This is a genomic window from Caloramator sp. ALD01 (assembly GCF_000472625.1).
Taxonomy (GTDB): domain Bacteria; phylum Bacillota; class Clostridia; order Clostridiales; family Caloramatoraceae; genus Thermobrachium; species Thermobrachium proteoclasticum.
The window spans coordinates 20,097-46,598 of the sequence record NZ_AXAA01000003.1 but is presented as its reverse complement, the minus strand read 5'-3'; the positions used below and the strand labels follow the sequence as shown (position 1 = coordinate 46,598).

26 protein-coding genes and 1 tRNA gene are annotated in these 26,502 nt (G+C 33.0%); 3 read left to right on the top strand and 24 right to left on the bottom strand.

Features of this window, described 5'->3' with window-relative positions; genetic code table 11:
- Window positions 1-2: 2 nt before the first annotated feature.
- The 5 genes from A3M9_RS0102200 to A3M9_RS12995 all read right to left on the bottom strand — a co-directional run bounded on the left by A3M9_RS0102200 (window position 3) and on the right by A3M9_RS12995 (window position 6,107).
- Complete coding sequence (locus A3M9_RS0102200) at window positions 3-419, bottom strand: secondary thiamine-phosphate synthase enzyme YjbQ (RefSeq protein WP_027307749.1); 417 nt, start codon at window positions 417-419, stop codon at window positions 3-5.
- A 155-nt stretch (window positions 420-574) separates the two neighbouring features.
- The gene (locus tag A3M9_RS0102195; protein WP_027307748.1) at window positions 575-1,390 is read right to left on the bottom strand and encodes a carbohydrate ABC transporter permease; all 816 of its coding nucleotides are present in this window, start codon (window positions 1,388-1,390) and stop codon (window positions 575-577) included.
- Window positions 1,387-2,301 carry a carbohydrate ABC transporter permease gene (locus tag A3M9_RS0102190; protein WP_027307747.1) on the bottom strand — a complete coding sequence of 305 codons (915 nt, stop codon included), beginning with the start codon at window positions 2,299-2,301 and terminating at the stop codon, window positions 1,387-1,389. The genes A3M9_RS0102195 and A3M9_RS0102190 overlap by 4 nt, the downstream gene beginning before the upstream one ends.
- Window positions 2,302-2,589: 288 nt before the next feature.
- Complete coding sequence (locus A3M9_RS0102185) at window positions 2,590-3,897, bottom strand: ABC transporter substrate-binding protein (RefSeq protein ID WP_027307746.1); 1,308 nt, start codon at window positions 3,895-3,897, stop codon at window positions 2,590-2,592.
- Between the two features lie 170 nt (window positions 3,898-4,067).
- Complete coding sequence (locus A3M9_RS12995; protein WP_051350554.1) at window positions 4,068-6,107, bottom strand: alpha-amylase family glycosyl hydrolase; 2,040 nt, start codon at window positions 6,105-6,107, stop codon at window positions 4,068-4,070.
- 266 nt (window positions 6,108-6,373) lie between these two features.
- On the opposite strand from A3M9_RS12995, the gene A3M9_RS14060 reads away from it, so the two are divergent.
- Window positions 6,374-7,456: an NlpC/P60 family protein gene (locus tag A3M9_RS14060; protein WP_051350553.1), complete on the top strand. Its 1,083-nt coding sequence runs from the start codon at window positions 6,374-6,376 to the stop codon at window positions 7,454-7,456.
- Window positions 7,457-7,471: 15 nt separating this feature from the next.
- Here A3M9_RS14060 and A3M9_RS0102170 read toward each other — a convergent pair whose 3' ends face one another.
- The 3 genes from A3M9_RS0102170 to A3M9_RS0102160 form a co-directional block, all read right to left on the bottom strand.
- Window positions 7,472-7,756, bottom strand: a complete 285-nt coding sequence (locus A3M9_RS0102170) for a hypothetical protein (protein WP_027307745.1) — start codon at window positions 7,754-7,756, stop codon at window positions 7,472-7,474.
- A gap of 623 nt (window positions 7,757-8,379) precedes the next feature.
- The gene (locus A3M9_RS0102165; RefSeq protein ID WP_027307744.1) at window positions 8,380-9,441 is read right to left on the bottom strand and encodes an HD-GYP domain-containing protein; all 1,062 of its coding nucleotides are present in this window, start codon (window positions 9,439-9,441) and stop codon (window positions 8,380-8,382) included.
- A gap of 123 nt (window positions 9,442-9,564) precedes the next feature.
- Window positions 9,565-10,194, bottom strand: coding sequence for a hypothetical protein (locus tag A3M9_RS0102160; protein WP_027307743.1), 630 nt, complete (start codon window positions 10,192-10,194; stop codon window positions 9,565-9,567).
- A gap of 146 nt (window positions 10,195-10,340) precedes the next feature.
- Between A3M9_RS0102160 and A3M9_RS0102155 the strand changes: the two genes are divergently transcribed.
- Window positions 10,341-10,414 (top strand) — tRNA-Gly (locus A3M9_RS0102155).
- 2 nt (window positions 10,415-10,416) lie between these two features.
- Here A3M9_RS0102155 and A3M9_RS12985 read toward each other — a convergent pair.
- From A3M9_RS12985 to A3M9_RS0102075, 16 genes are all read right to left on the bottom strand, one after another.
- Window positions 10,417-11,001: a class D sortase gene (locus tag A3M9_RS12985; RefSeq protein WP_051350552.1), complete on the bottom strand. Its 585-nt coding sequence runs from the start codon at window positions 10,999-11,001 to the stop codon at window positions 10,417-10,419.
- An 11-nt stretch (window positions 11,002-11,012) separates the two neighbouring features.
- Window positions 11,013-11,930, bottom strand: coding sequence for a glutaminase A (glsA, locus tag A3M9_RS0102145; RefSeq protein ID WP_027307742.1), 918 nt, complete (start codon window positions 11,928-11,930; stop codon window positions 11,013-11,015).
- A complete protein-coding gene (citG, locus tag A3M9_RS12980; protein WP_051350551.1) occupies window positions 11,881-12,789 on the bottom strand; it encodes a triphosphoribosyl-dephospho-CoA synthase CitG in 909 nt (302 codons plus the stop codon). The genes glsA and citG overlap by 50 nt, the downstream gene beginning before the upstream one ends.
- Window positions 12,779-13,279 (bottom strand): citrate lyase holo-[acyl-carrier protein] synthase, encoded by a 501-nt coding sequence (gene citX / locus A3M9_RS0102135; RefSeq protein WP_027307741.1) that lies wholly within the window; start codon window positions 13,277-13,279, stop codon window positions 12,779-12,781. The genes citG and citX overlap by 11 nt, the downstream gene beginning before the upstream one ends.
- Window positions 13,276-14,301 carry a [citrate (pro-3S)-lyase] ligase gene (citC, locus tag A3M9_RS0102130; RefSeq protein WP_035165672.1) on the bottom strand — a complete coding sequence of 342 codons (1,026 nt, stop codon included), beginning with the start codon at window positions 14,299-14,301 and terminating at the stop codon, window positions 13,276-13,278. Before citC ends, citX begins: the two co-directional genes overlap by 4 nt.
- A 4-nt stretch (window positions 14,302-14,305) precedes the next feature.
- Window positions 14,306-15,847: a citrate lyase subunit alpha gene (gene citF, locus A3M9_RS0102125; protein ID WP_027307739.1), complete on the bottom strand. Its 1,542-nt coding sequence runs from the start codon at window positions 15,845-15,847 to the stop codon at window positions 14,306-14,308.
- A 4-nt stretch (window positions 15,848-15,851) separates the two neighbouring features.
- Window positions 15,852-16,727 carry a CoA ester lyase gene (locus A3M9_RS0102120; protein WP_035165671.1) on the bottom strand — a complete coding sequence of 292 codons (876 nt, stop codon included), beginning with the start codon at window positions 16,725-16,727 and terminating at the stop codon, window positions 15,852-15,854.
- Window positions 16,728-16,740: 13 nt separating this feature from the next.
- On the bottom strand, window positions 16,741-17,001 hold the full coding sequence (gene citD / locus A3M9_RS0102115; RefSeq protein ID WP_027307737.1) for a citrate lyase acyl carrier protein: 261 nt from the start codon (window positions 16,999-17,001) through the stop codon (window positions 16,741-16,743).
- A gap of 8 nt (window positions 17,002-17,009) precedes the next feature.
- A complete protein-coding gene (locus A3M9_RS0102110) occupies window positions 17,010-17,567 on the bottom strand; it encodes a Fe-S-containing hydro-lyase (RefSeq protein ID WP_027307736.1) in 558 nt (185 codons plus the stop codon).
- A 10-nt stretch (window positions 17,568-17,577) separates the two neighbouring features.
- Window positions 17,578-18,420 (bottom strand): fumarate hydratase, encoded by an 843-nt coding sequence (locus A3M9_RS0102105; protein ID WP_027307735.1) that lies wholly within the window; start codon window positions 18,418-18,420, stop codon window positions 17,578-17,580.
- Between the two features lie 139 nt (window positions 18,421-18,559).
- Entirely contained in the window at window positions 18,560-19,837 is a 1,278-nt protein-coding gene (locus A3M9_RS0102100) for a methylaspartate ammonia-lyase (RefSeq protein ID WP_027307734.1), read from the bottom strand.
- A 16-nt stretch (window positions 19,838-19,853) separates the two neighbouring features.
- A complete protein-coding gene (locus A3M9_RS0102095) occupies window positions 19,854-21,311 on the bottom strand; it encodes a methylaspartate mutase subunit E (protein WP_027307733.1) in 1,458 nt (485 codons plus the stop codon).
- Between the two features lie 12 nt (window positions 21,312-21,323).
- A complete protein-coding gene (gene glmL, locus A3M9_RS0102090; protein ID WP_027307732.1) occupies window positions 21,324-22,712 on the bottom strand; it encodes a methylaspartate mutase accessory protein GlmL in 1,389 nt (462 codons plus the stop codon).
- 15 nt (window positions 22,713-22,727) lie between these two features.
- Entirely contained in the window at window positions 22,728-23,147 is a 420-nt protein-coding gene (glmS, locus tag A3M9_RS0102085; RefSeq protein WP_035165669.1) for a methylaspartate mutase subunit S, read from the bottom strand.
- 19 nt (window positions 23,148-23,166) lie between these two features.
- On the bottom strand, window positions 23,167-24,129 hold the full coding sequence (locus tag A3M9_RS0102080; RefSeq protein ID WP_035165668.1) for a GntR family transcriptional regulator: 963 nt from the start codon (window positions 24,127-24,129) through the stop codon (window positions 23,167-23,169).
- Between the two features lie 218 nt (window positions 24,130-24,347).
- Window positions 24,348-24,884 carry a hypothetical protein gene (locus A3M9_RS0102075; RefSeq protein WP_027307729.1) on the bottom strand — a complete coding sequence of 179 codons (537 nt, stop codon included), beginning with the start codon at window positions 24,882-24,884 and terminating at the stop codon, window positions 24,348-24,350.
- A 370-nt stretch (window positions 24,885-25,254) separates the two neighbouring features.
- Between A3M9_RS0102075 and A3M9_RS0102065 the strand changes: the two genes are divergently transcribed.
- Entirely contained in the window at window positions 25,255-26,502 is a 1,248-nt protein-coding gene (locus tag A3M9_RS0102065) for a dicarboxylate/amino acid:cation symporter (RefSeq protein ID WP_035165667.1), read from the top strand.

Sequence of the window (26,502 nt, the reverse complement as noted above, 5' to 3'; positions counted from 1 at the left end):
TATCATTCTCCTATTATTTTAACAAGAACACGTTTTTTTCTCATACCATCAAATTCACCATAGAAAACCTGCTCCCAAGGCCCTAAGTCTAATTTACCATCAGTTATTGCAACAACTACCTCTCTACCCATTATAGTTCTTTTCAAATGTGCATCTGCATTATCCTCAAATCCATTGTGTTTATACTGGCTATAGGGTTTTTCTGGTGCAAGCTTTTCCAGCCAAACCTCAAAGTCGTGATGTAATCCTGATTCATCGTCATTTATAAAAACACTTGCTGTAATATGCATTGCATTACAGAGAAGAAGCCCCTCCTTTATACCGCTTTCTCTAACACAATCCTGAAGAGTATGTGTTATGTTGACAAAACCTCTTCTTCTTGGTATTTCAAACCAAAGTTCTTTTCTGTAACTCTTCACAATAACCCCTCCTTTTTAATTCTATATATTCTATTTTACTAAATTTACAAAGTTTAAAATACCCCATTAATGGATTTTATAATTGTTTATAGATACAAAAAATAAATACTTACCAAAAATCCATTAATAGGGCGTGAACTCAATATTAAAATTTATTACTGTTTTAATGAACCCGTCATACCTTGTACAAAATAGTTTTGCAATGTAAAGAAAATTATAATCATAGGTAATGTTGCAATTACTATTGCCAGCATTATTGCTCCATACTCAGGAAAATATGCCGACGACATAGATGAAATTAAAAGCGTCATCGTCTTTTGCTTGTCGCTTTGAAGTATTATAAGTGGCCAAAGGTAAGCATTCCAACTTGTCATAAATGAATAAATAGCAGCTGCTGCATAGGTTGATTTCATAGATGGCACCACAATAGAAGTAAATATTTTAAACTCACCTGCTCCATCTACTCTTGCAGCTTGTATTATTTCCTTTGGAAAGCTCTTAAAGCTTTGTCTAAAGAAGAATATTATAAATACCGATGCTAAAGATGTAAGAATTAATCCTCTGTGGGTATTTAAAAGATTAAGCTTAACTATTAACCTAAATAGAGGTATCATTAAGGCTGCAAAGGGAACCATCATTGATAAAAGTATAATGGCATAGGTTTTTTCCCTTGCTTTAGAGGGGTAAAATTCAAATCCATAGGCTGCCATTGAAGATATAGCTAAGGAACCAAGAACTGTTAATGTAGATATCTTTATTGAATTAAAGAAGATTCTTTTTACATCATAATTACTAAATAATACCTTTGCATTATGAAAAAATTGATTCCCAAAGGTCATTTTTCCCTTTATAACATCTACAGCTGAATTTGTCATACCTACAATCATCCAATAAAATGGAAAAACAGAAATAAGGAACATTAAAATTAAAAACAGATATATAATTATCCTTGATAATCTTATTTTTTTCATTCTTTATCACCTGCCACTTTAAACTGAATAAAACTTAATATTGCGACTATGAAAACTATGACATATGCAATTGTTGCCGCATAACCAAAGTTTGGCATATACTTAAAACACAAGTTGTAGATATAAACCGATAATGTAAGTAAAGAATTACCTGGTCCAGTAGTTGCACCTGTTACGCCACCCTGTGAAAGATTCATAGGTTCATCAAATAGTTGAAGCGTACCTATTGTAGACATTATAGTTGTAAAAACAATTATTGGTTTTAACATTGGAATTGTTATGTGGAAAAATTGTTGCATTTTACTTGCACCATCAATTTCGGCTGCTTCATATAACTCATCTGGAACACTCTGAAGTCCAGATAGATAGAAAACCATATTATAACCTGTCCAACGCCAAGTCATTGCAATTATAACAGTTACCTTTGCCCAAAATGGATCCATAAGCCAAGGAATTGGCTGTTTTATTATATGCAGCCTCATAAGGCTTAAGTTTATAAATCCATCTACACTAAACATCATTTTAAATAGGATAGTATAGGCTACAAGAGAGGTTACTGCTGGTAAAAATATACCTGTTCTAAATAAACCTCTAAATTTTATAGTCTTATCATTTAGAATTGCAGCCAAAATTAAAGCTAATAATAACATTATAGGCACCTGTATAATTAGAAATATAAATGTATTTTTTAGGGCTTTAATAAACATTTCATCTTTAATTAACTTTGTATAATTCCCTAATCCAACAAACTTTTGTACTATACCCTTTGACGACATAGTAGATAAAATCAAGGAATAGATAATAGGATAGAACATAAATACTGCTAATAAAATTACTGCTATAGATATAAATAACCATCCATATCTATCAAGGGATCTTTCGTAGGATTTTGTTGCTTTTCTAAGTTGCATTAATAACACCTCGCTTTTAACATAAACAGCAATAGAAGTCGCCCACTTCTGTAAGTGGGTGATGAATGTTGCTAAAATATATAAAAAATGCTACAATTATTACAACCAAAACCAAGCTAAAATTAGCCATGTAAATGGTATATCTGGGGAAGGAACAGCCCTTTGAGCGTGGGATAACTTGCTCCGCTTTGAGTATTGACCACGAAGCCACTACTTCTATAAGTGGGGGTAGTTCACAAAGAGGAATAATACATATAATTTGCATTATTCCTCTTTTCAATTTAATATTTACTTACCTATTTGATTTTTTAATTGTTCTTCTGCCTTCTTTAATGCCTCTTCTACTGTAATCTTTCCTGAATAAACATCTGGCATATTAGCCATAATTGCAGCATCTGCTTCATATGTGTAAAGACCAAAATCAACTGAAGGTATATTCTTCATCCAATTTGATAGGTCAGCAAATACCTTTTGTCCTCCGAAGAATTCGTCCGCCTTTGAATATGCATCTCCTGTTGCTGCAGGTAAATATGAACCCATTGCTCCTCTTTCTACTAATATCTTTTGATAGAAATCGTTATCTGAAGCATAAATCTTATTTAAGAAATCTATAGCTATATCTTTTCCCTTAGTTCCTTCTAATACATACCAGCTTGAACCTCCAAGATTTGAAGCATTAACTGAACCAGTAACATTTAGTCTTGGGGTTGGTGCAACCGCCCATTTTCCTGATTGACTTGCTTCTGCCTTTATTGAACCTATTATCCAAACTCCTGTTACAACTGCTGCTGATTCTCCTTTGTTAAATGCAGCAACCCACTCATTCCATCCACTTGTCTTTTTAATTATATCTGCATCAACAATTGCCTTATATGTCTTTACAGCTTCCTTTAGTGCCTCATTGTTGGCTATATTTACATTACCATTCTTGTCAAAATACCATTGTCCTGCAGATTGAAGCATTATTCTCATTAATCCACCATCGTCTAATCCAAAACCTAACATTGCCTTTCCTGTTTTCTTCTTTACGTCCTTTCCTATTTCAATAAACTTGTCCCAAGTAATATTATTTAAATCTTCTGGTTTATATCCTGCCTGCTCTAAAATATCCTTTCTGTAGAAGAAACCTGAAACACCTGAATCAAATGGTACTCCATAAACCTTACCATCTACTGTCATAAGACCTACTTTGTAGTTTGCAAATTTGCTATGATCTATTTTTCCTGTCAAATCTGCAAAGGCTCCTGGATATGATTTTAGATATTTTTGAGCATTATAATCCTCTATTAAAACTATATCTGGAAGTCCATCCTTAACACCTGATGCAAGCATTGTATGTAGTTTCTGTTCAAGGTCTGCCTTTGCCATATCAACTATTTCAATTTCTACCTTAGGATTATCCTTTGTGTATCTTGCTTTAGCTTCATTCATAATTGCAATGTTGAAGTTTGGATCCCAAGCCCAGATTGTTATTTTTCCTGATTTTTCTGCTGGCTTATTATCTTGTCCACTTGTTTGTTGTGTCTTTGAACATCCTGCAAAAATAGAAATAAAGAGACTTAGAATTAATAAGATTGACAAACTTTTCCTTTTCAATTTCTTCTCCCCCTCTTTTAATGAGTTTAGAAAACCTTTTCTGTTTTTATTTTATTATATGTATTTGAATTTTACAACAATATTTTGAAATTTCTTAATTTTTTTATTAAAAAAAGTATGTCTTTTTCGTATAAAAAGGGCTGTGAAACTTACTTCACAGCCCTTCAACTTTACTTTACAACAAAAATTGCAACTTCTCCGTGCTTTAACACTACATCCTTCTCTTCTTTATCTGCCTTCCTAAAATCTTTAAATATTGTCTTTAATGAAACTATACTAAATCCAAGTGCCTTTTCTATATCTTCCTTTGAAAGCTTTACTGAATCCTCAAAATCTAAGTTACCTATAACAAGCAGTACTTCATCATTTACTTTGTATGCAGTTGCAAGTATATTCTCTCTATCAAATCTACATTTTACATAATTATTAATATCTGTAATATGATCTAAATACTCTTTTCTTATATTTGCTACATCTTCTAATATATTTAGTATTTCATCATTTTCACTGTTTTCCCAATGTAATGCATACTTATCAAAGAAGGCAAGCTTTCCGTATAATGGGTCATTCTTATCAAGTAAAAATCTATTTTCTTCCTTAGCATCAAGTCCTAAATTCATAGGTTGTTTTTCTAATATTTCAAAACCTGAAGTTATGAAAGGAACTCCATTTGGTAAAAATGCATTCATTACTGCTACAAATTTAGAGAACTTCTTTCCACCAAGTCTTGAAGCTGCTCTTGGTGTATCTGGAGTTTCCGCTGCTGCAAATATTGGAGCCTTTAGGTTTTCCATATCCTCTACAAGCTTATTAAACTTACCCTTATAGAATCTTGGTTCTTCTGCCCAAGCTGTTCCTATTATCATATTATAATTTGCTTCTCTTGCTGCTTTGTCTCCCTTATTGTCTAATACCTCTGCAATAAAGCAGAAATCCTCATCAAACTCTCTTGGATTTTTTAGAATCATCTCTTCTAATTCCTTTGGTAGTGCGTGTCCCATATCAATACGAGCACCATCTATACCATACTTTCTTTGATAGCTTGGTATAATGTCTGCAATTCTTTCCCAAAGTTCTAAATTCTTTTGCTTTCCTTGGAATAAGTTAGACTTTATTATATCAAATAATATATATGGTGGCTGATTTTCATCTACATACTTTGCAGACTCCTCAGGGTTATCTAAATATAATCTTAGGAAGGTAACATCTGTCCAAGGTGGTTGTGGGTCGTTTATACAGTCTGAGAAAGCTGGAGCAGTAGTTATTCCAAACTCCTGTTGTATTAAATCAAAGAAATCTAAACTTTTGTCCTTTAAACATCTTTCCTTAATGCTATTCCACTTCTTTTCATCTATAACATTTGGAGCAGGGCAGAACTTTTTAATATGATTTTTTACACTTTCACTTGCATAAACCTTCGGTAGATTTTCTACAGATGGCTTATCCCCAGCCTTTATTCCTTCTACATAAGGTGGTGCATATGTGTCAAGCTCATCTATCTTTACCCAGTAGAACCATTCTGGATGTTCAAATATAAGGTCACTATCCCTCGCTGAAGTTCTTGGTATTATATCAATCATTATTCTTATGCCTAATATATGACAAGCCTCTACTAATGCTTTAAACTCTTCATCTATTGAGATATCTTCACCTAACATTGGATCCTTTAAAGTTGGATCAAGCTCAAAAAAGTTCTTAACTGCATATGGGGAACCCATCTCACCCTTTTTATATCTCATACTGTTTTTGGATATAGGTAGTAGATATATTGCATCTATTCCCATTCTCTTAAGATGTGGTAGAAGTGCTATTGTCTTTAGGAAAGTCCCTGTGTCCTTAAGTCCAAATCTGTTATTTAGCTCAAGATTTCCACTTCCATCGTGGTCATAGGCACTTGATGTTCTTATTTGCATACCATAAACATTAGCCTTCTTTATCCAGTCTCCACCTATGTATCCGTCCCATTTTTTTGTCTCTACTAATTTAGATAGCGGATTGCTATAATTTTTTTCTTTGTTGTAATATGGTAGTATTGTATTTTTAATACATTCACTGTAGAATTCATAAGGATTTACTGATATTGTTCCCTTATTTTCTTTTAAACCTTTGTATCCAAATGAATTCCAAATAGCAGGCACTTTAAAGTCAATCTCTTTTCCCTTGTCTATGTTTTCTTCAAGCCTATTTAATATTTTTAATAAACTGCTCATAATATGCCTCCTTATAATTGTTCAAACGATTGCACTACTATATTATAAAATATTTTGACTTATAAAACAACACATTTATGTGAAAAATTTAAAATTTTTAAGAATGAGCCACTATAATTTTATGCTGTTTTATTATGTAATAATTTCTATATTGTTGTAGCAAATTAAATACTTTCAGGTTCTTTTGTAAAAATTTTTCTCTAATTTTTAATACCAATTAAATGATAAAAATGATATAATTTAAATTGTGGTAAAGGGGGTATTATATGAAACTAAAGAAAATAGCCTTAGGGTTATCTTTATTTTTAATTTTTAGTACAAGCCTATCCTATGCAACTCCAATAGAAGAAAAGAAACAGTTAGAACAAAAACTTCAAGAAACAAAAAAAGAATATAATGATGTTTTAGAGGAAATAGGTGAAATAGAATCTAAAATAGAGGAAATAGATGCAGAGGCCTATGAAGTTAGCCTTGAAATAAAAAAGAATGAAGATGAGATTAAGAAAATTAATAATGAAATATTACAAAGACAACAAGAAATTGAAAAGGCTCAACTGGAATTTGAAAATAGAAAAAAGACAGCTGATGAAAGAATTAAAAATATGTATATGAATGGTTCGGAAAATTATATAGAGTTAATACTTGGTTTTACCAGCCTTAGCGATTTACTTTCAAGAATTGAAATGGTAAAAACAGTAATACAGTTTGACCTAAATGCACTTGATGAAATCAACAGGGGAATACAAGAATTAAACAATAAAAAGAAAGAACTTGAACTATCTAAAGCAAAGATTGAAGAACTAAAATATCAAAACGAAGAAAAATTAAAGGATATAAACCAAAAGAAAATGGAACAGCAACAATTAATATCACAGCTTGAGTCTAAAAAGAAGCAGTACGCAGAGCAAATGAAAAAATATCAGGCAAAAATATATCAATTATACAATCAAATAAATGGAAAAACAAATAAATCTACATCAACCTCAAGAGGAAATATTTCAGCCTCCTCCAACGAAATAGTATCATTTGCGTTAAATTTCTTAGGTACTCCATATGTATGGGGTGGAAATACTCCATCGGGATTTGACTGTTCTGGCTACGTTAAATATGTATATGCTCATTTTGGTATTAATCTTCCAAGAAGAGCGTCAGAACAGGCAACAGTTGGACAAACTGTTAGTCTTGATGATGCCCAGCCAGGAGATTTAGTATTCTTTTATAGCCCAATTAGTCACGTTGGAATTTACTTAGGAGATGGAATGTTTGTACACGCTCCAAGAACCGGTGACGTCGTAAAAATTTCACCACTTAAAGGAAGAAAATTAACACTAATAAAGCGTATAAGATAAGCCATAGGTAAATTCCTATGGCTTATTTCGTTGATACATACTGCTAACACTTCCAAGTAAATCGTGTATAAAATTTGAACCTCTACTAATTAAAATACCTGTTAAAATTGCCCCTAAATATTTAATAGTAAGAGGCCTTCCTAAGTATGAAAAAATGTCAACATTTGCAGCAATAGCTATTAAAATACCTACAGCTGTTGCACCTATTCTATCATAATTAATTTTATCCTTAGTTTTTATAAGCTTTAATGTTTCCCATATAGCTTCAGTAAACAGTGCCAACATAATTATATCCTGCATAGAAACACCAAAAATATTGCTCTTCTTAAAATATATTATGTAAGCTACAATTTTATAACAAATGAAATATGAAATTTTTATTGACTCATCCTTCATTTTGTGTTATTTTAATATGGAAAGTAACTCCATATTCCCTCATTCCCCATATCCGGATTTATTCCGGATTTATTTTTTTATTCAATCATTATTGCTAAACGTATATGACAGTTCCTACTTAAAAAACCCTATAAAAGAGTTTTGTTTATTACTACAAAATCCAAATTGTTGACAAACCCATTTGTTAACTAAAGTATAAGAAAAGCCCCATGAAAGGATTTCAATGGGTTCTTTCATAAGCTTTAGCAATTCTTAGGTTTTCGACTCTGAAAAAGTCCGTAATTCGGCACAGGACGTGCCGAGCCGAGCGGCCATCAGGACGATGGCATCGCGAGGGTAGGACTTTTTCAAACAAAGAAAAGCTTAGAATTGATTAGCAAAATGAACCGATGCCCAAGAAATCCTTAATGGGGCTAATCAATATATAACTTTTTCAACAGCCTGGATTTCGTTTATTACTACAAAATCCTTTTATGGTACTACACTATATATTACTTTTTTCGTGCCTAAGTGATAAATACAGTAATCTATACTATTACATCCACAATTGTTATATTAGTTTGTTTTGATAAATCAATTTCAATAGGTTGAATTGAATTACCCTTCTCATCATAAATAATTCTAACTACTGGTTTATCCGGCAATCCCTTATTGTGTCCAACCACAAATCCTTCAATTCCATTTGACAACCTTACACATACACCTAAGGGATATATTGAAAAATTATTTTTAAATATCTTTACAAGTTCTACATCAAAGAAGGTACCACTTCCACCTAATATAAACTCATAGGCTTCATTTGCTAAAAATCCCTTTCTATATACTCTATCACTTATAATCGCATCATAAACATCACTTATACAGCCTATCCTTGCAAACATTGAAATATTTTCTCCCTTTAATTTGTTCGGATAGCCTGAACCATCAAATCTTTCGTGATGTTCAAGAACAACCAATCTTCCTCGTTCATTGATATATCTTATATTCTTTACTATGTCATATCCATAGATGGTATGCTTCTTCATTATCTCAAATTCTTCTTCTGTTAGTTTTCCCTTTTTATTTAATATCTCTGTTGGTATTTTTGTCTTTCCAATATCGTGAAGAAGTGCTCCCATACCTAAATCTAAAAGCATATTCCTTGTATAATTAAGGTTTACTCCAAAGAATAGTGCCAATACACAGGTATTTAAGGAATGAATAAAGGTATAGTTATCAAAGGTTTTAAGCTCCATTAAATAGGTTGAATTTATATCCTTGTTCTCAAGCAAATACTCTACAATATTCAAAATAGTGTCCATTGTGTTTCTTACTTCATTTACATTATTGTATTGAAGCTTAGAAAAAACCGTTGAAACTGATTTTACAGCTTGAGACTTCAATTGTAAAAACTCAGCATCCTGCCCCTTTAGGTCGTCTAAGTGTGCATCCTTTATATACAAAAACTCTACACCTATACTTTTTAATCTTTTTATATAGGTATCTGTTAATATAACTCCCTCTCTTAATAAAATTGCACCATCTGCTCCAAGTATACTTTGTGCAAGCTCATCTCCTGGTTTTACTCTTTCTATGTTAACAAGTCTCATTAATCTACACCTCATAGCAAAATTTGACACATTTTTATTTTAATTTTTTTTACAATTAAAATCAATATTAAAATATAAAAATTTTGTCAAATCAATAGAAAAATGATAATACTTTTATCCTTTCTATGATGCTTCATTTGTTAAAATTAAATCTTTTATCTGTCTTGGTTCAAATTTTGGTACTTCATATTTCTTAATAAACTCCAATGTAGCTTCAAAATCCTTTAATAAATCCAAATTATTTTCTATTAGTTCTCGTTTTAATAATTCATTGAAATAATTTATATAAGAAAAATAATCCTTTCTTTCCTTTGAAAATTCGCTATAACCCTGTTTACAAAGTTCTATTACTTCTCTACATAGATAAAGATTGCAGGGATGTGGGCGAAGTCTATAATCTATTTTGCACCCATTTTCTTGCCAAAATGGACACAACCTAAAAAATAGTTTTTTATCAAAATCAATATCTTCATCTATATTCATATTATTAAATCCATACTCATCAAAGTAACCTCTAACCTCTAAATAGAAACTACTTATATATACATTCTCCAATGTTTTTAGTCCCTTTATAAAATCCTCTCTTCCCATCGATAGGATATTTTTAATATCCATTAATGTGTATTTAGGATAATACCAACAGCATCCCCTATTTTTATTTATAAATGATTTAGATTCTATAAACCCTTCACATTTTCCACATAGGCTGCATCTAAACAGAGGTATATTATCTTCAAAATGATATGTTAACATAGAACCCCTCCTCAAAAATACTTAATTTTAACAAAAAACAAAAGCACTTTTGAGATTTACCCAATAAATTAAATGATTTTTCATAATTTTTAATTATTTTAAAAATTGATTATATTTGTTAAAATTGGTTATAATATTAATGTAATGCAGGTATAGCTCAATGGCAGAGCTCCAGCTTCCCAAGCTGGCTATGCGGGTTCGATTCCCGTTACCTGCTCCATTTTATTTTTTGAGCTCTGCCACAACTATAAGCCTCTGTTTATTACTATATAGAGGATGACAAGTTATAAGTGTGACAAGTGACTTACCCTTAGTTGGATTCAAAACCTCCACCTTATCGGGAGTTACAATCTTCTTTTCAATTACATTAAAATAAAATTCACCATCTTTAGTTTTTATCTTTATTTCGTCTCCAACTTCAAGCTCATCAAGCCTATGAAAAAATCCTCCTGTATAATGAGCTCTGTGTCCTGCAATGCAGTAATTACTACTATCTGCTCCTAAGGGTCCTGTTCCTTCAATATGTCCTGCGGCATTTCTTAAACTTTCCTCTGTGGCACCCTCTACAATAGGTATTATTAAATCAATTTTAGGTATTTCAAGTACCCCAATAGGATTTTTGGCATTATACCTATTATCCTTCTTTGCATTATTTTTTTCCAAATCATTTGCAGCTATAGAACTTTTTACTCCCAAAGCAGTTTCAATCAGAGCCTGTCTTTCTTTATAGGCTATATAGTTTATAACCCCTGTAAAAATTAATATTGAAATACCTAATGTAATTAAAAAAATTCCAAACTTTTTCATCTGCTTCCCCCTTAGAATATGCTTAAATCAAGTTCCCTTGAAAGCTCCTCCAAAACCTTTAATCCTGCTATGCTATTTCCCTTTTTATTTAAAGCAGGACCAAATACACCTATTCCCATTCTGTTTGGAACAGCAGCAAGTATACCCCCACCAACTCCACTTTTACCAGGTATTCCAACCTTTACTGCAAATTCACCTGACTCATCATACATTCCACAAGTAACCATTATAGTTTTTACTATTCTTGCATAATGGGCCGGAATTATTCTTTCTCCACTCCAGGGTAAAAGTCCATTATTTGCAAGCATTGCTGCTATTCGTGCAATATCTTTGCAGGTAACCTCCATAGAACACTGCATAAAATATGCATCCAATATATCTTCAACATCACCATCTATAACACCTGTACTTTTCATATAATAGGCAAGGGCTCTGTTTCTATGCCCCGTCTCCTTTTCCGACTTAAAAACATCATAGTTTATATTTATATCCTTATTTCCTGTTATTCTTCTTGTAAACTTTAATATCCTTTCAATCTTTTTCTCACTACTTTCACCATAGATTAATGAAGTTGTTGCAATTGCTCCTGAATTTATCATTGGATTTAATGGCTTTTGTGGATTTCTTGTTTCAAGTGAACTTATTGAATTAAATGTATCTGCAGTAGGTTCCATATCTATCTTTTCAAAAACCTTTTCAGGTCCATTATCCAAAAGAGCAAGCATTAATGTTACAACCTTTGATATACTCTGCATTGTAAACTTTACATTATAATCTCCCTCACCATACTCTTCACCATCTAATGTCACCACATATATTCCTAAGTGATTTTTATCTGCCTTAGATAGTTCAGGGATATAGGTAGCTACTTCACCCTCTTTAGTATATTTCCTGTTGTGATTGATAATTGATGAAAGTAAAATCTGCATACTCATTCCTCCATATCGCCTCAATTTTATATATCATATATGTCGCTGCAAGTAAATCTGCACATCCTCCAGGACTTATATTCCTTTCTTTAAATTTTCTATCCAAATTTTCAATATAATCTACTCCCTCTTTTGTTGCCATTCCTCCAAGTTCTAATGCAATTTTAGAATGTTTTTTTACAAAATTTAATCCCTCAATTGAAGTACGATGCACAACCGTTGTATCATCAACTACTGTCATAAGAGAAAGTAGAGTATTAACAAGCGTATCATTAATACTTAACCTTTTATTATATTTTTCAAATGTTGGAAGTGCATAATCTATAATTGACTTAAGTCCTCCCTCAACTTCACCACGAATACCAGTCAAACCATATTTTTTATAAATTCTCTGTCCGTTTGTCATTCCCTTTTTTTCATCGTAATTATTAAGTTCTCTCTCCACAATCCCCTCTGTAATTTCACTAACTATTTTAGATATAGAGGCTCTATTTACAGCTTTTTTTTCACGAAACAAAACTCCACATCCTGCACATATAACACCAAGCAAAAAAATTAATCCTTTATGCGTATTTACACCATCAGTTGCATAAAACATATCCTTTTCGGCTATAAGTCCAATTGGTCTTAGTTTATCTAAAACATTTTCACTATATATGATACCTGTATTTATAAATTCAGAAAAATAGGGTGCAATAGAAGATGCACTCTTTATAAAGGTTACATAACTCATATCCTTATGTGAACCATTAGAAAAGGGCGTTACAAGCCCTGGTTTGGGATGTGTTGAAACTTCAAGCAAAGTTGCCTCTAATGCAATCTGAGATATTTTCTTTATAAATGTATCTCTATTTGTCATACCTGTCTCCATATTCCTTTATCATTGTATTAACTTTTTCTAAAACCTCTTCTACACTATGTCTCTTTTTAACTATACACTCCCTTACAGCATTTCCACATACAATACATTTTCTTTCCTGTATATTAAAATCACCTCTACTTAAAGGCACCCCATCTTTATTATATATATCGACATCAAATATTCTTCCTAAAGGATGTTCAGTCTCAATTTTTATACTTCTTTTTTTAACTTCTATTATTGGTAAATCTATTATTAAAAGCAGGCTGTCTCCATCACAGCCTGATAATTTTTTTTCAACTTTAATCTTTCCATCAAACTCTTTATAAATTTCCTGTCTTAATATACTAAAAGCCATTTTAGCACATTCAGTATTTTTGTTTTTACCAGGATAATTAATTTTGGCACAAAGAACTGTTCCTAAATTTAATTCTATTAATTTTAATGTCTCCTCATATCTTCTTTCTCTATCCTCTAAAATCCCTATCAATGTGGTAAATCTCTCCTTTTTATATTCTCTATTATCCTTTTACCCTCTTCTGTTTTTAGAAAGTCATAGGTTATCTGTGGTACTAATTTTTCTACTTCATTAAGTTTATCTTCCTTCAATATGCTTCTAACGATTGATGCACTAACTGCCCTTCCGTCCTTTATTAGTCTTTCTACTAAGCAGACTTCTACTCCATAATTTGGTAATATATTCAGCATAGTTTTATTATATTCATTTGTTACATCACAGTAGGGTTCTGTACCTACATATCTCCTATTAATATTAAAGACCTTTGCAATATACATACCAAAAATAGTTGCATCAAGTTTAGTATATATGCTTAATTTATCATCCTTTTTTCTTAAAAAATACGATGGAAATGTATTGGATGAAATAATATATCTTCCACCCTTTATAACAGTAACATTTTTTAAATGCCTACATCCAAGCTTCACTAAGTTAAATCTTATATCCGTTGGGAAGGCTGATCTGTCCTCCTCAACTACAAATACAATAACCTCTTGATTTTCCTTTGCTGCTCTTTCAATTAAATAAAGATGACCAAGTGTAAAAGGATTACAGTTCACAACAAGAGCAGCCCTTTTTTTACTTACATCAATTCCACTTGTCTTTAGCATATTCAAAAGATACCTATTAACATCTGATGTACCCCCCTCAAGAAGCACAACAGAATCAGCCCTTGCAACCTCTTTAAAGCCTAAGGACTTAAAAATTTGTACATTTTTTTCTAACGTAAAAACAAAATACTCATATATTCCCTTATCAAACATTCTGTTTTGTATTTTTGTGATAAGAGAGGAGGCAAGCCCCTCCCCCCTGTATTCTTCCTTTATTCCAAAACATTTAATTACATTTTTTGAATAGGAACAGGTTCCTATAATCTCTCCATCTTCAAAACAACATAAAGTTTCATCAACATCCTTCTCAAGTTCCAATCCAATGCCCTTTAAAAATTCATCTGCCAAATATTTTTCAAAATCCATCAAAAATCTAAATTCCATAATATCATTCCTTTACTTTTCTAACTACATCTATTACAGTACCATCTCTGTATTCCACAACAGCCACAATCTTGTCATTAAACTCTATCTTTTCTGGAGTTCCCACCATATTTTCCGCAAGTTCTTTAAGTTCTTCTATTGTCATTATTGGTAAATTTGTTTCCTTTAATTTTTCTAATAAATCCTGTCTTCTTGGATTTACTGCTATTCCTCTTTCGGTTACTATTACATCGACAGTTTCTCCTGGAGTTGTAACTGTTGTAACCTTATCAACTACAATTGGAAGTCTTCCCTTTAAGAGCTTTGTAACAACTATTGCAAGCTTTGAACCTGCAGCAGTATCACTATGTCCTCCTGAACCTCCCATTATAACTCCATCAGAACCCGTTGTTACATTAACATTAAAATTTACATCTATTTCAGTTGCACCAAGTATCATTACGTCCAATCTGTTGACAACTGCTCCCTTATTGTGTGGATTTCCATAAAGTGATGCAGACATACCTTGGTGTGCAACATTTCTTCTGTAGGACTCCACCGCCTTTAAGTCAAAACATTGAACGTCAAATAATGCCTCAAATAAGCCTTCTTCAAACATATCTACTATATAGCCTGTAATTCCACCTGCTGCAAAGCTACCCTTTATACCTTTTTTCTTCATTACATCCCTTACATACTTTGCAACAGCAAGTGATATACCACCTGCACCAGTTTGGAATGAAAAGCCATCCTTTAGAAGCCCTGAAGCTTCAATAACCTCAGTTGCCATCTTTGCTATCTTAAGTCCAACTGGGTCCTTTGTTATCTTTGTTGTTCCTGAAACTATTCCTTTAGGATCACCTATTGAATCCACCTTAACTATATAATCTACATATTCTTGGCTTATTTCTATAGGACAAGCAGGGTAAGCAACTAAGTTATCTGTTATTGCAACAACCCTTCCTGCATACATTGCATCTGGTATTGCATATCCTAAACTTCCACAGGCTGAAGGCCCATAAACACCGTTTATATTACCATATTCATCGCAGGTTGGAGCTGCAATAAAGGCTATATCTATCTTTAAATCGCCTGATTCTATTGCCCTTGCTCTTCCTCCGTGGGTATGCATAATTGCAGGATATTTTAAAAGTCCCCTTGATACTGCCTCTGCAACAGGTCCAGACATATAATTTGCATATATACCTGTAACCACTCCATTTTTAATATGTTCAACAAGTGGTGCGTGAACAGGGAATATGGAACTTGCCGCAACCCTTATGTCCTTTATCCCCATCTTTGCTATTTCATCCATCACCATATTAAGAACATAGTCACCGTTTCTTAAATGATGATGGAAGGAAACTGTCATACCGTCCTTTATTTCACATTTTATTAGTGCCTCTTTTATTGATTCAACAAGTTTTACATCAGAAGGTGCAACACATTTAACAGAGACTTGTTTTTTGCTCTTTATACCAAGATTGTTGAAGGCTCCACTAAAGGGCTTAACCTCTCCATAGCCTTCTATGTACTCTGGTAAAACTCTTCCCAAAATATTTTCCATAAAATCACTCCCTTATGATACCTGCAAGTTTAGCTTTTAGTATAATGTTTTCTGCCCTTTGAATTATTGGTGCATCTACCATCTTTCCATCAAGTGAGAAAACACCCTTACCTTCCTTTAGTGCCTCTTCCTTAGCCTTTAAAACCCTCTTTGCATACATTATCTCTTCCATAGAAGGTGAGAATACCTCGTGTATATAATCAATCTGTCTTGGGTTTATTGCTGCTTTTCCCGTCATACCTATTGCCTTTGCCCTCTTTGTATCTTCTATTAAACCTTCAACATCATTTACATCTGCAAAGGGAGTATCTATTGCATCTATCTTATACGCTTTACATATTGAAGCTACCCTATTTCTTGCATAGAATATTTCATTTCCCTCTCTTGTTCTTTTTATTCCCATATCCGCTGTTAAATCCTCTGCACCAAGAAGAACTCCTATATTTCTCTTTGATGCAAGAATTGTTTCTCTTATGTTTTCAAGTCCAATTGCAGTCTCTACAAGAGGTAAAAGCTTAATTGAACCTAATTTAAATCCCTCTTCTCTTTCTATTATAGAGAGAATTTCATCAATCTCTTCAATATCATCACTTGTAGCCTTTGGTACTAATATTGCATCGGGTTTTACCCTTGCAATAACATTTAAATCATCATATCCAAAATCACTTTGAATAGAATTTATTCTAACAACCACTTCACATCCTGAAAAGTCGAGAGTTGATAGAGCATTTCTAACAAGCATTCTTGCTGCATCCTTTTCATCTATTGAGACAGCATCCTCTAAATCCAATATAACGCTATCTGCTCCAAGTATCGAAGCATTTTGTATCATACCAGGATTATTCCCTGGCATAAAAAGCATTGTTCTTCTTAGTTTCATTCTTAACACCTCGCTACATTGCTCTTCTTATTGCAGTTTCAACTCGTGCCTTAATCGTATAATCAAGGGCCCCTCTATCCTTTGCAATAATTTTAGCATTTTCAACATTAAGCTCCTTTAAGGTTTCCTCTATTACTTCCCTTATCCTTTTACCAAATTGTTTAATAACTATGCTCTCAAGCTCTATTTCATTTCCATTTTCATTAGGAAAAACCATAACAAATATGTCGTTTGATTCTAAACTTCCTGCCTTTGCTGGATTATTAATCTTCATACTATCACCTACTCAATAGATTTTTTATATTCCTGCTGTCCTATTTCATAGTAATTATTTCCCTCTGCATCAATAACAACTATTAAAGGTAAATCCTCAACATATAGCCTTCTTATAGCCTCTGCTCCTAAGTCTTCGTAGGCTACAAGCTCTGATTCCTTTACACATTTTGCAGTTAATGCTGCAGCTCCACCTATTGCTGCAAAATAAACTGCTCTATTCTTCTTCATTGATTCTACTACCTCTAAACTTCTTTTTCCCTTACCTATCATCCCCTTTAATCCCTTGTCTAAAAGAGCAGGGGTATATGGATCCATTCTATAGCTTGTAGTTGGTCCTGCTGAACCTATTGGCATACCCTCCTTTGCTGGAGTTGGCCCAACATAATAAATTATTTGCCCCTCTACATCAAAGGGCAAGTCTTCTCCCTTTTCAATAAGTTCAACAAGTCTTTTATGTGCTGCATCACGTGCAGTATAAATATATCCTGTCAGAAGTACACTATCCCCAGCTTTTAAATTTTCTATACATTCATTTGTTAATGGCGTTGTAATTTTCTTTTGCATTTTACCCCTCCTAAATAATGGCCTCTTTATGTCTTGTAGCGTGACAGTTTATATTAACAGCAACTGGTAGGCCAGCAATATGAGTTGCATAAACTTCAATATTTACACCAAGACAAGTTGTTAATCCTCCAAATCCCTGTGGCCCTATTCCAAGCTTATTTATCTCATCCAAAATTTCCTTTTCTAACTTTGCATAATAGGGATTTTTATTTTCCTCATCTATACTTCTTAAAAGTGCCTTTTTAGCAAGAAAAGCTGCCTTTTCAAAAGTTCCTCCTATTCCTATTCCAACTACAATAGGTGGACAAGGATTAGGCCCTGCTTCCTTAACTGTCTCAAGCACAAACCTTTTAACACCTTCAACACCATCAGCTGGCTTTAACATTTTTAGTCTACTCATATTTTCGCTTCCAAATCCCTTTGGTGCAACTGTAATCTTTATCTTGTCTCCTGGGACTATGTTGTAGTGTACTATAGCTGGAGTATTATCCTTTGTGTTTACTCTATCAAGCGGATCCTTTACAACAGACTTTCTTAGATATCCTTCAATATATCCCTGCCTTACACCTTCATTTATTGCATCTTCTATATTTCCACCAACTATGTGTACATCCTGACCTATTTCCATAAAAACAACCGCCATACCCGTATCTTGGCACATTGGCATTTGTTCCTTCTCTGCTATCTCACTGTTATTTATTAATATATCGAGTATTTCTTTTCCAAGCTTTGAAGTTTCCTTCTCTTTAAATTCATAAAATTTATTTTTTATATCATCACCTAAATAATAATTTGCATCCATACATAGTTTCTTTATTATCTCTGTTATTTTTGAAACGTGAACCTCTCTCATATTACTCCTCCTAAATGTTTAATAGGGCTACTCTCAAAACCATCTATTTGTAAGTTTTGGTGCCACGAACTACCGTGACACCAAAACTAAAAACAATGCCATTAACATTTTAAAAATCGTTTTGAGATTGCCCTTTATATTACTTTGTTATTGCCGCTTCTCTTTTTAAATTAATTCTTTCTCTTGCCTTTGCTAAAGTTATTACTCTATTCATTTCGTTGTACACTATCATAAATCCTTCGTCAACACCCATACCTGGTTTTGCAAGACATTGATCAGCACCACAAGCTATTGCAATATTTGTACAGATTTGTGCTGAACGATCTGTTTCATTACAAGTTCCACCACAGTAAGCTCCAACACCGTGTTTCTTACAATATAAGATTGATTCAACTATGTTGTTTATACCACCTAAGTCTGGAGTTTTTATTTGAATCATATCTGCAGCTTCTTCATCTACAAATAGTTTAATATCCTCCCAAGTATTACACCACTCATCTGCCACAAGTTCAACACCTATATTTCTCTTTTTTAATTCTTGTCTTAGTTCCTTTAACGCCTTAAGTTGTCCTTCTCTGTTTTCAACATCCATTGGTCCTTCTATTCTTAATTTAAATGGAGCTGCTACCTTTTCAAGTTCTCCAAGGTATTCTGCCATCTTTTGCGTATCGTTATTGAAGGCAATACCTATTGTTCCATAAACGTCTATGTGTAGAACTGGTGTATATCCTTCTTCTGCTCTTAAATGCTTTATTCTATCTCTTAACCAAGCTACATACTCCTTTAGAAGTTCTCCATTTCTTCCAAGCTTTTCATCAACATTGTTTATAAGGCCGTGTGGAAGAACATCTGCACCCTTTATAATCATCTTATCTACATTATTGTATCTGTCATCACCTGATTGAGTAAATATTGGAACTCTCTTCATTTCTCCCTTTATGTTGTATTCTTCCTTTATAACCTCTGCCATTGTTAACTTTCTTACCTTTGATACTGCATCAAGTATTGCTTGTGTTACACCATATCTTATTGCAGTATGAAGTCTCTTTCCGTTAACCTCCATTGAGTCTATTTCTTCTGCAAGTTCTTTAAATCTTGTTACTTCTCTGCCTATTAACTTTGGAGCTATTTCCTTTTCAATAACTGGTATAAAATCCTCTGCTAAGAATAATGGGTCTCTTCCACCTGCACCTGAGTATTGAACAGCTGCACAGTCTCCATATGCAATTTGACCATCCTCAAGTATTAACATTACTGAAATTGATTCTCCTGCTTGTCTTATCTTCTTAAATCCTTCTGTTACTGGTTCTCCAACATAAGTAAATCCATCGTGTTTTGCTCCCTTTTTGATTGCTCTTTGGTCATCAAAGAAGAATCCTGTTCTACCTGCTGAACAAATTACATCTATTATTCTCATATTAATCTCCCCCTAATTATCTCATATTTTCTGGTCTTCCAACTAATACACCTTTACCTACTGCAAATATATCATCAACTGCCATTTGGAAGCTTACTGGTCTTCCTTCGTACTTTGCTCTTTCCTCAAGAAGTTGTCTATTAAAGTCCTTTATTTCCTTTGTAAATGGTATATTACCAAACTCTAAGAATCTTACTGCACCATTATTATCTCTGGCTGGAATAATTTGGCCTGCATTGTACTTACTTGGAGCAAATGGTATATCTAAAACTCCTGCTTCAAAGGCCTTAACTGTTCCTACTGCCAAGTCACCATTTCCAAGTTCAAATACCTTATCAAGTATGCACTTAGTTTCTGCCTTTATAAGCTCAATTTCTGCCTTTAATTCCTTTGATTCTGGTAGTCTTTGACCTCTTAATAGGTTTAATGTTTGCTTTGTAGCCTTGATTCCTGCTGCATTTGCTTCCTTTGTTGGTATACCAACAGCCTCGTGTGGAGTCTTTACTATAACCTTTGTTGCTCCTGCAAGTGCTGCTATTGCTGAACCCCAAGAAATTACACCAAATGCCTTTGATTCATCGTGTGGGAATCCACCCATCCATTGATGGAATACTGTTGTTAAATAAACATCATATCCATACATCTTGAAATATTCTTCTGCCTGTTCAACAAGTGCTCTTATTGCCGCAACATCTTGTATTAAGTTACCGCATTGTCCATACCCAAGAGTTAGGTTCTTTACGCCCTGCTCTGCTGCAAGAAGTCCTTCTATTATAGCTACAGCATTTGATATACTTGGTGGAACTAAAGTACCTGTTAGTGGGCCAAATGGTTCACGGTTTAATTCTATTCCCATTTCTTCATACATACCAACTAATCTATCACAGTATTGCCAGTCTCTTATTGTCTTTTCAACTGAAACACTCTTTGCGTATGGTATGTTGTAGGAAATTCCTCCCCCTTCGTTTGAAGTCCAACCTGATGCGTGTATTATTTCTGAAAGTAGTCTTGCATCTGGTGTACCGTGTCTTGCTTGAAGTGGTAAATCTACTGCCTCATAAACCTTTCTACAACCTTCTATACCATAGTTAACTGCTGGGAATCCATTTAACATTGAACGTCCAGCCTTTTTACTTTCCTCTATACCAACTTCACATTCATTGTATCTATTTTGTCTTGTATAGCTGTCTATTGTTGATGGAAGAAGGTCTGCTTCTCCTTCATTTTGTAGATATCTTAATAAGTTTATGTGGTCTTCTACTAATGCAACACCTGCTCTTGGTTGTGCCAAAGTTATTCCATTTTCCTTTGCATATCTTAATTTTTTGCTGAAATGTTTATGGTCTGGAACCTTTTTCAAATATTCTGCTGCTTCTTCTAAGTTAAGATTAGCACCAGTTGGCCATTGTCTTAAAACTTCCTCTCTTTGTTTAAAAAACTCATCGTGTGTAAGTTTTTTATTTCTTAGTTCCATAAGTTTTCCTCCTTAAGCCCTTACAATATATTTTTTCATTATTCTAACTGCCATATCTGGATATTCTTCTGCTAAAAGCCCCATAGCAGATAATATGTAGGTCTTATCGACTAAGATAACTGGATTGGTTGGTTTTAGATAGTTTGGACTTTCCATCGAAAAAAGCCCTGCCTTTAAAATCTTTTCTGGATTTCTGCTGTGCACTAAAACTCCACCAGTTCCTATTAAATACTTTACATTTAACAGGTCTTTACCAACTTGTGAATAGATAATTCCCATTGGAGTGTAAACACTTTCAACTGTACCTACGTGTCTTTCCATAGCAATTTCAGTTGCTACCATACCAAGTGCCTCATCAAATTCATATTCCTCTTCAGTCTGTGGAATTATATTTACATTTTGTTGTAAAAATTTACATCTTTCCTCCACATCATATGGTGTATTAGGTGCAAACTTTTTAATTCTTCTTGTTCCTGCAGCTTCAAACAGCGATACTGCACTTACCCTCATTCCCAGGTCACCTTCAACAGTTCTTTTTGCATAGGGTTCTTGAAGTCCCCTTAATGTAACTCCAGGCTTTGATGGATCTCCCTTTGCAATTGAGTGAACATCCGTTGTTGCACCACCTATATCAACAATTATAAGTTCACCTATTCCTTCTTCCTTGTCACTACCATCTGCTAATATCTTTGCTGCCTTAAGAACTGCTGCTGGTGTTGGCATTAATATTCCATTAATAAAGTTTTCGGCATTTTTCATTCCCTTTGCTTCTACTATCTTCTGCATAAAAATGCTTCTTATAACTTCTCTTGCTGGTTCAACATTTATTGTATTTAGCTTTGGCATTACATTTTCAGTAATTTTATAAAAAAGACCTGCATTATTGAATATTTCCTCAATCTCATCATTTGCATTTTTATTGCCTGCCACTACGATTGGAACATCTTTAATATGCTCTGCCAAAAGTTTTGCATTGTGTATTATACAATCCTTGTTACCTCCATCTGTTCCACCTGCAAGTAGAATGATATCTGGTTTTTTGGATTTTATTTCTTCTATTTCGTGTTTATTCAATTCATAGCTATAAACTCCAAGTATTCTTGCCCCTGCACCAAGAGCAGCTCTCTTTGCTGCCTCTGCTGTTAGTTCAGGTACGAGTCCAATTGCAACCATCTTAAGCCCGCCTGCTGCACTTGAACAAGCAAGCTTTTTAACAAAGTTAACTTTTCTTTCACCTATATTTTTCATTAACTTCTCATAGGCCTTATTAAAACCTATCATTATATCGGTATTTACCGTTGTTAAATCCTTTGCTGTTGCAAGTATCTCTTCATTTTCAATATCAACAGCAGTAAGCTTGGTATATGTGCTACCAAAGTCAATTAATAAAATAGCATCCATATAATCACCTTCAAATTATTCTTCTAACCCCAAATCCTTTTTAAGATCCTTAATTGATAGTTTTATATCTGTTCCTGGTGGATATGCTCTGTTAAATCCCATATCTAAAAATCTCTTTTCAACTTCCTTCCAATCTTGCTTTCCTACAACAAGATTTCCACCAACATAAAGGATTATATCCTTAAGACCAGCCTCGTTGCATTTTTCTCTAAAGCCTCTACAGTCAATTTCTCCGTGTCCATAAAGGGATGAAACTAAAATTGCATCTGCATTTGTTTCAATTGCTGCGTTTATAAAGTCTTCTTGTGGGCTTAAAACTCCAATGTTTACTACGTTGAAGCCTTCTTCCTTTAAAGCGTGTTCGATAATCTTGTTACCTACAGCGTGGCAGTCAGCACCAATTACTCCTATAACTACAGTCTTTCCATTTTGCATAAAAATCCTCCCTCATTCTTTATATTTTTTTAAGTTCTACCATTTTTGAAATAACAGCCTTTACGCTGCCTTGGTCTAAGTTATAATCAAAACTTATAATTTCCCTCTTATCTCCTACTATTGCCTTTACTTCTTTACGTCTACCGGGGGAAACTATTACTACATCTGATGTGTTTATTATGTTTTTTATTTCATTTAGTTCTCGGCTGGTAGTAGCAATAATATCCACGTCAAGCCCTGCTGACTTTAGTGCACTTTGAACCTTGAACTGAAATTCATTAGATATGCACACAAGTCCAAATTTTGTCCCCTTTGGATATTTTGCAATTTTTACAATTGTCTCAAGGCAAGGTGTTATCGCAACACCTAAAACCTCTTTATTTAAATCTGATGTCAACTCTTTAACCTCATTCACGTGATTAAAGGTTGCTATTATAACCTGTACTCCATTTAGTATTTTTTGCACTTCTTCGTTTCTTTCTTCTAAGTCCTTTATTGTAAGAGGAATTATATTAAGGCCTGTTGCCTTTGATAGCTGCTTTGCAAAATCCTTAGCCTGTTCAATGTTGCATTCTATAAAAATAGCACTTATATTTTTTAATATATCCTGCTTCTCCTTTACTCTGTTTATAACAAGTGCAATGAATTCATCATAGGATAATCCCATTTCAAGGGATTCCTCAAGTGCTATATCTATAATCTTTAATAATTTGTCATTTATACTGTGCCTTTTCCAAGTTTTGGCCTCTTCTGCTACAAAGGTTCCTTTTCCTTGATACGAAACAATTACTCCCTCTTGTTCAAGAAGCTTATATGCAGAACTTATTGTGTTTCTACTTGTATTTAACATTGAAGCCAATTCCCTCTCGGTTGGCATCTTGGTACCAACCTTTAAGGTGCCATTTTTAATCTGTTCCATTATTTGATTTTTAACTTGTATATATAGTGGAATTCCACTCTTTTTATCTATTACTATGTTCATTTGAAACACCTCTTAAAGCATTTGGATTATTGGATTAATCCATTAGGTCCATTTTTATTTTAACATGTAACAATTATTTTAACTAACTTAATTTTCTGTCAAATTTTAATGTATTTTGGCAAATATATAGTTTATAGTCAATTAAATATATTTTTTATCGTTTTTATTTAATTTTTATACCAGTTTATAATAACCAGTATAAAAAAGGGCTGTATCTTTTATATTGCCATAGATACAGCCCTTTTTATTCCTTCTATTCTTTTGTTTCTCTCTCTTATTTCCTTCTCCAATTTTTCCTCTTCCTTTAAGCATTCTCTTATAAATTCCTCTTGAGAAACTGTTGTAATGTTAACATCAATACTATTTTTAGTGTAATATTGTCCTATTATATTAATCTTAACTGGAATTTTATCTACTAATATTAAAAGATTCTTTTCCCATACCCTCTTTAATTCCTTATAATCTTCTTTAATTACCTCAACCCTATTAAAATCCCCTTCTATATGTCGACAAATTGTGTCAATTAATAGATTATAATAAAAAAGTCCATTTAGTGCCTTTGGTATAGAAGTCTTTAATATTTCTCTATGAAGAAGTATACTTCTCTCGCTATCTGTTAAGCTAATAAACTCTACATCCTCAAATTTTACTATTATTTTGCCCCTTTTAGACCCTACATATTGATGATTCATTAGATCTACTATGAACTCTTGTCCATAGAATAAACTATTTTTATTTGTGACCCTAACCTTCAAAATAACACCCCCTGTTTAAACAATAGAACAATTATATCAACTTATATCATTAAATTCAAATGTAATTCCTTCTATTATCGTAAACTTTATCAAAAGTTCTTTTGCAACTTTATTTTCGAATTCTGTCATTATATTCTCCCCTTACCCCTAATTCATTTTTAATAATATCGGTTATATTTCTGCCATTACCAAAGCATTGTGTAATACAAATAAAAAGAAATACAATATATCACTAAATAACTATATAAAACAGACTTTTAAATAAATTTAAATACTATAATTGAATTATTATGGTTTTTTATATTGCATATTTCATAATATTTTGTATATAATTGAACTATAAATTATTATTTTAAGGGGGATTGGTAAAATGAAAAAAACTTCTCTGGCTAAAAAAATATTATATGCTCTTATTTTAGGACTCATATTTGGAATTTTAGCCAACAACTTTTTCCCAGAAGCTCTAAATTCCACATTATCAAAGTGGATTTTAGTTCCTGTAGGTAATATATTTTTAAGAGGAATTAAATTAATAGTTGTGCCATTAGTATTATTTTCTCTTATCGTTGGTACAGCAAGCCTTGGTGATATTAGAAAGCTTGGTAGAATTGGTGGTAAAATCATAGTATATTATTTAGCTACAACAGCTTTGGCAGTGACAATTGCCCTAATACTTGCAAATATAACTAAACCAGGTGTAGGGCTTAATCTTACATCATCAACTGAATTTAAAGCAAATCAAGCACCATTTATAATGGACATATTTGTTAATATGATTCCAACCAATCCATTTGAATCCCTTGTAAAGGGTGAAATGCTTCAAATAATTGTATTTTCAATACTATTTGGAATATGTATAACACTTGTTGGCGAAAAAGCAAAGGGACTTTTAAGTTTAATTGAGCAGGCAAATGAAGTATGTCTAAAGCTAATTGGAGTAGTTATGCTATTTGCTCCATTAGGCGTATTTGCACTCATTTCTAACGTACTTATGTCACAGGGTATGAAGGTTTTAATTCCTCTTTTAAAATATGGATTTACTGTACTATTTGCACTTTTAATACAGCTAATACTTGTATATGGTTCACTTTTAAAGGTATTAGGTAGAGTAAACCCAATTAACTTCTTTAAAAAGTTCTGGACTGTAATGGTTGTAGCCTTTAGTACATCAAGCAGTAATGCAACCATCCCTGTAAACTTAAAAACCTGTGAAGAAAAGCTTGGAATACCAGAATCAATTGCAAGCTTTACAATTCCACTTGGTGCAACAATAAATATGGACGGTACTGCAATAATGCAGGGTGTTGCAACGGTATTTATAGCACAGTTGTTTGGTAAAAATCTAACTATTACTCAACTTATTATTGTAGTTTTAACTGCCACTCTTGCATCAATAGGAACTGCAGGTGTTCCTGGTGCCGGAATAGTAATGCTTACAATGGTTCTTCAACAGGTAGGATTACCAGTTGAGGGTATAGCATTAATTCTTCCTATAGATAGAATACTCGATATGTGTAGAACAGTTGTAAATGTAACAGGAGATGCTGTTGGAACAACAATTGTAGCAAATTCTGAGAAGGAACTAAATTTGAATACCTATAATAGTATAAATGTATAA

Coding starts and splice junctions, on each gene's coding strand:
- A3M9_RS14060 (WP_051350553.1), top strand. CDS start 6,374: ATGAAACTAAAGAAAATAGCCTTAGGGTTATCTTTATTTTTAATTTTT.
- A3M9_RS0102110 (WP_027307736.1), bottom strand. CDS start 17,567: ATGCAAAAGAAAATTACAACGCCATTAACAAATGAATGTATAGAAAAT.
- A3M9_RS0102065 (WP_035165667.1), top strand. CDS start 25,255: ATGAAAAAAACTTCTCTGGCTAAAAAAATATTATATGCTCTTATTTTA.
- glsA (WP_027307742.1), bottom strand. CDS start 11,930: ATGCAGATTTTACTTTCATCAATTATCAATCACAACAGGAAATATACT.
- citC (WP_035165672.1), bottom strand. CDS start 14,301: ATGGAATTTAGATTTTTGATGGATTTTGAAAAATATTTGGCAGATGAA.
- A3M9_RS0102080 (WP_035165668.1), bottom strand. CDS start 24,129: ATGAACATAGTAATAGATAAAAAGAGTGGAATTCCACTATATATACAA.
- A3M9_RS0102095 (WP_027307733.1), bottom strand. CDS start 21,311: ATGGAACTAAGAAATAAAAAACTTACACACGATGAGTTTTTTAAACAA.
- A3M9_RS0102190 (WP_027307747.1), bottom strand. CDS start 2,301: ATGCAACTTAGAAAAGCAACAAAATCCTACGAAAGATCCCTTGATAGA.
- A3M9_RS0102160 (WP_027307743.1), bottom strand. CDS start 10,194: ATGTTAACATATCATTTTGAAGATAATATACCTCTGTTTAGATGCAGC.
- A3M9_RS0102120 (WP_035165671.1), bottom strand. CDS start 16,727: ATGAAACTAAGAAGAACAATGCTTTTTATGCCAGGGAATAATCCTGGT.
- citD (WP_027307737.1), bottom strand. CDS start 17,001: ATGAAGATTAATAATCCAGCAAAGGCAGGAAGTTTAGAATCAAACGAC.
- A3M9_RS0102165 (WP_027307744.1), bottom strand. CDS start 9,441: ATGAGACTTGTTAACATAGAAAGAGTAAAACCAGGAGATGAGCTTGCA.
- glmL (WP_027307732.1), bottom strand. CDS start 22,712: ATGGATGCTATTTTATTAATTGACTTTGGTAGCACATATACCAAGCTT.
- A3M9_RS12995 (WP_051350554.1), bottom strand. CDS start 6,107: ATGAGCAGTTTATTAAAAATATTAAATAGGCTTGAAGAAAACATAGAC.
- citG (WP_051350551.1), bottom strand. CDS start 12,789: ATGACAAATAGAGATACATTTATAAAGAAAATATCTCAGATTGCATTA.
- A3M9_RS0102105 (WP_027307735.1), bottom strand. CDS start 18,420: ATGAGAGAGGTTCACGTTTCAAAAATAACAGAGATAATAAAGAAACTA.
- glmS (WP_035165669.1), bottom strand. CDS start 23,147: ATGCAAAATGGAAAGACTGTAGTTATAGGAGTAATTGGTGCTGACTGC.
- citF (WP_027307739.1), bottom strand. CDS start 15,847: ATGGAAAATATTTTGGGAAGAGTTTTACCAGAGTACATAGAAGGCTAT.
- A3M9_RS0102100 (WP_027307734.1), bottom strand. CDS start 19,837: ATGAGAATAATAGATGTAATTTGTTCAGCAGGTAGAACAGGATTCTTC.
- A3M9_RS0102195 (WP_027307748.1), bottom strand. CDS start 1,390: ATGAAAAAAATAAGATTATCAAGGATAATTATATATCTGTTTTTAATT.
- A3M9_RS0102170 (WP_027307745.1), bottom strand. CDS start 7,756: ATGCAGGATATAATTATGTTGGCACTGTTTACTGAAGCTATATGGGAA.
- A3M9_RS12985 (WP_051350552.1), bottom strand. CDS start 11,001: ATGAAAAAGTTTGGAATTTTTTTAATTACATTAGGTATTTCAATATTA.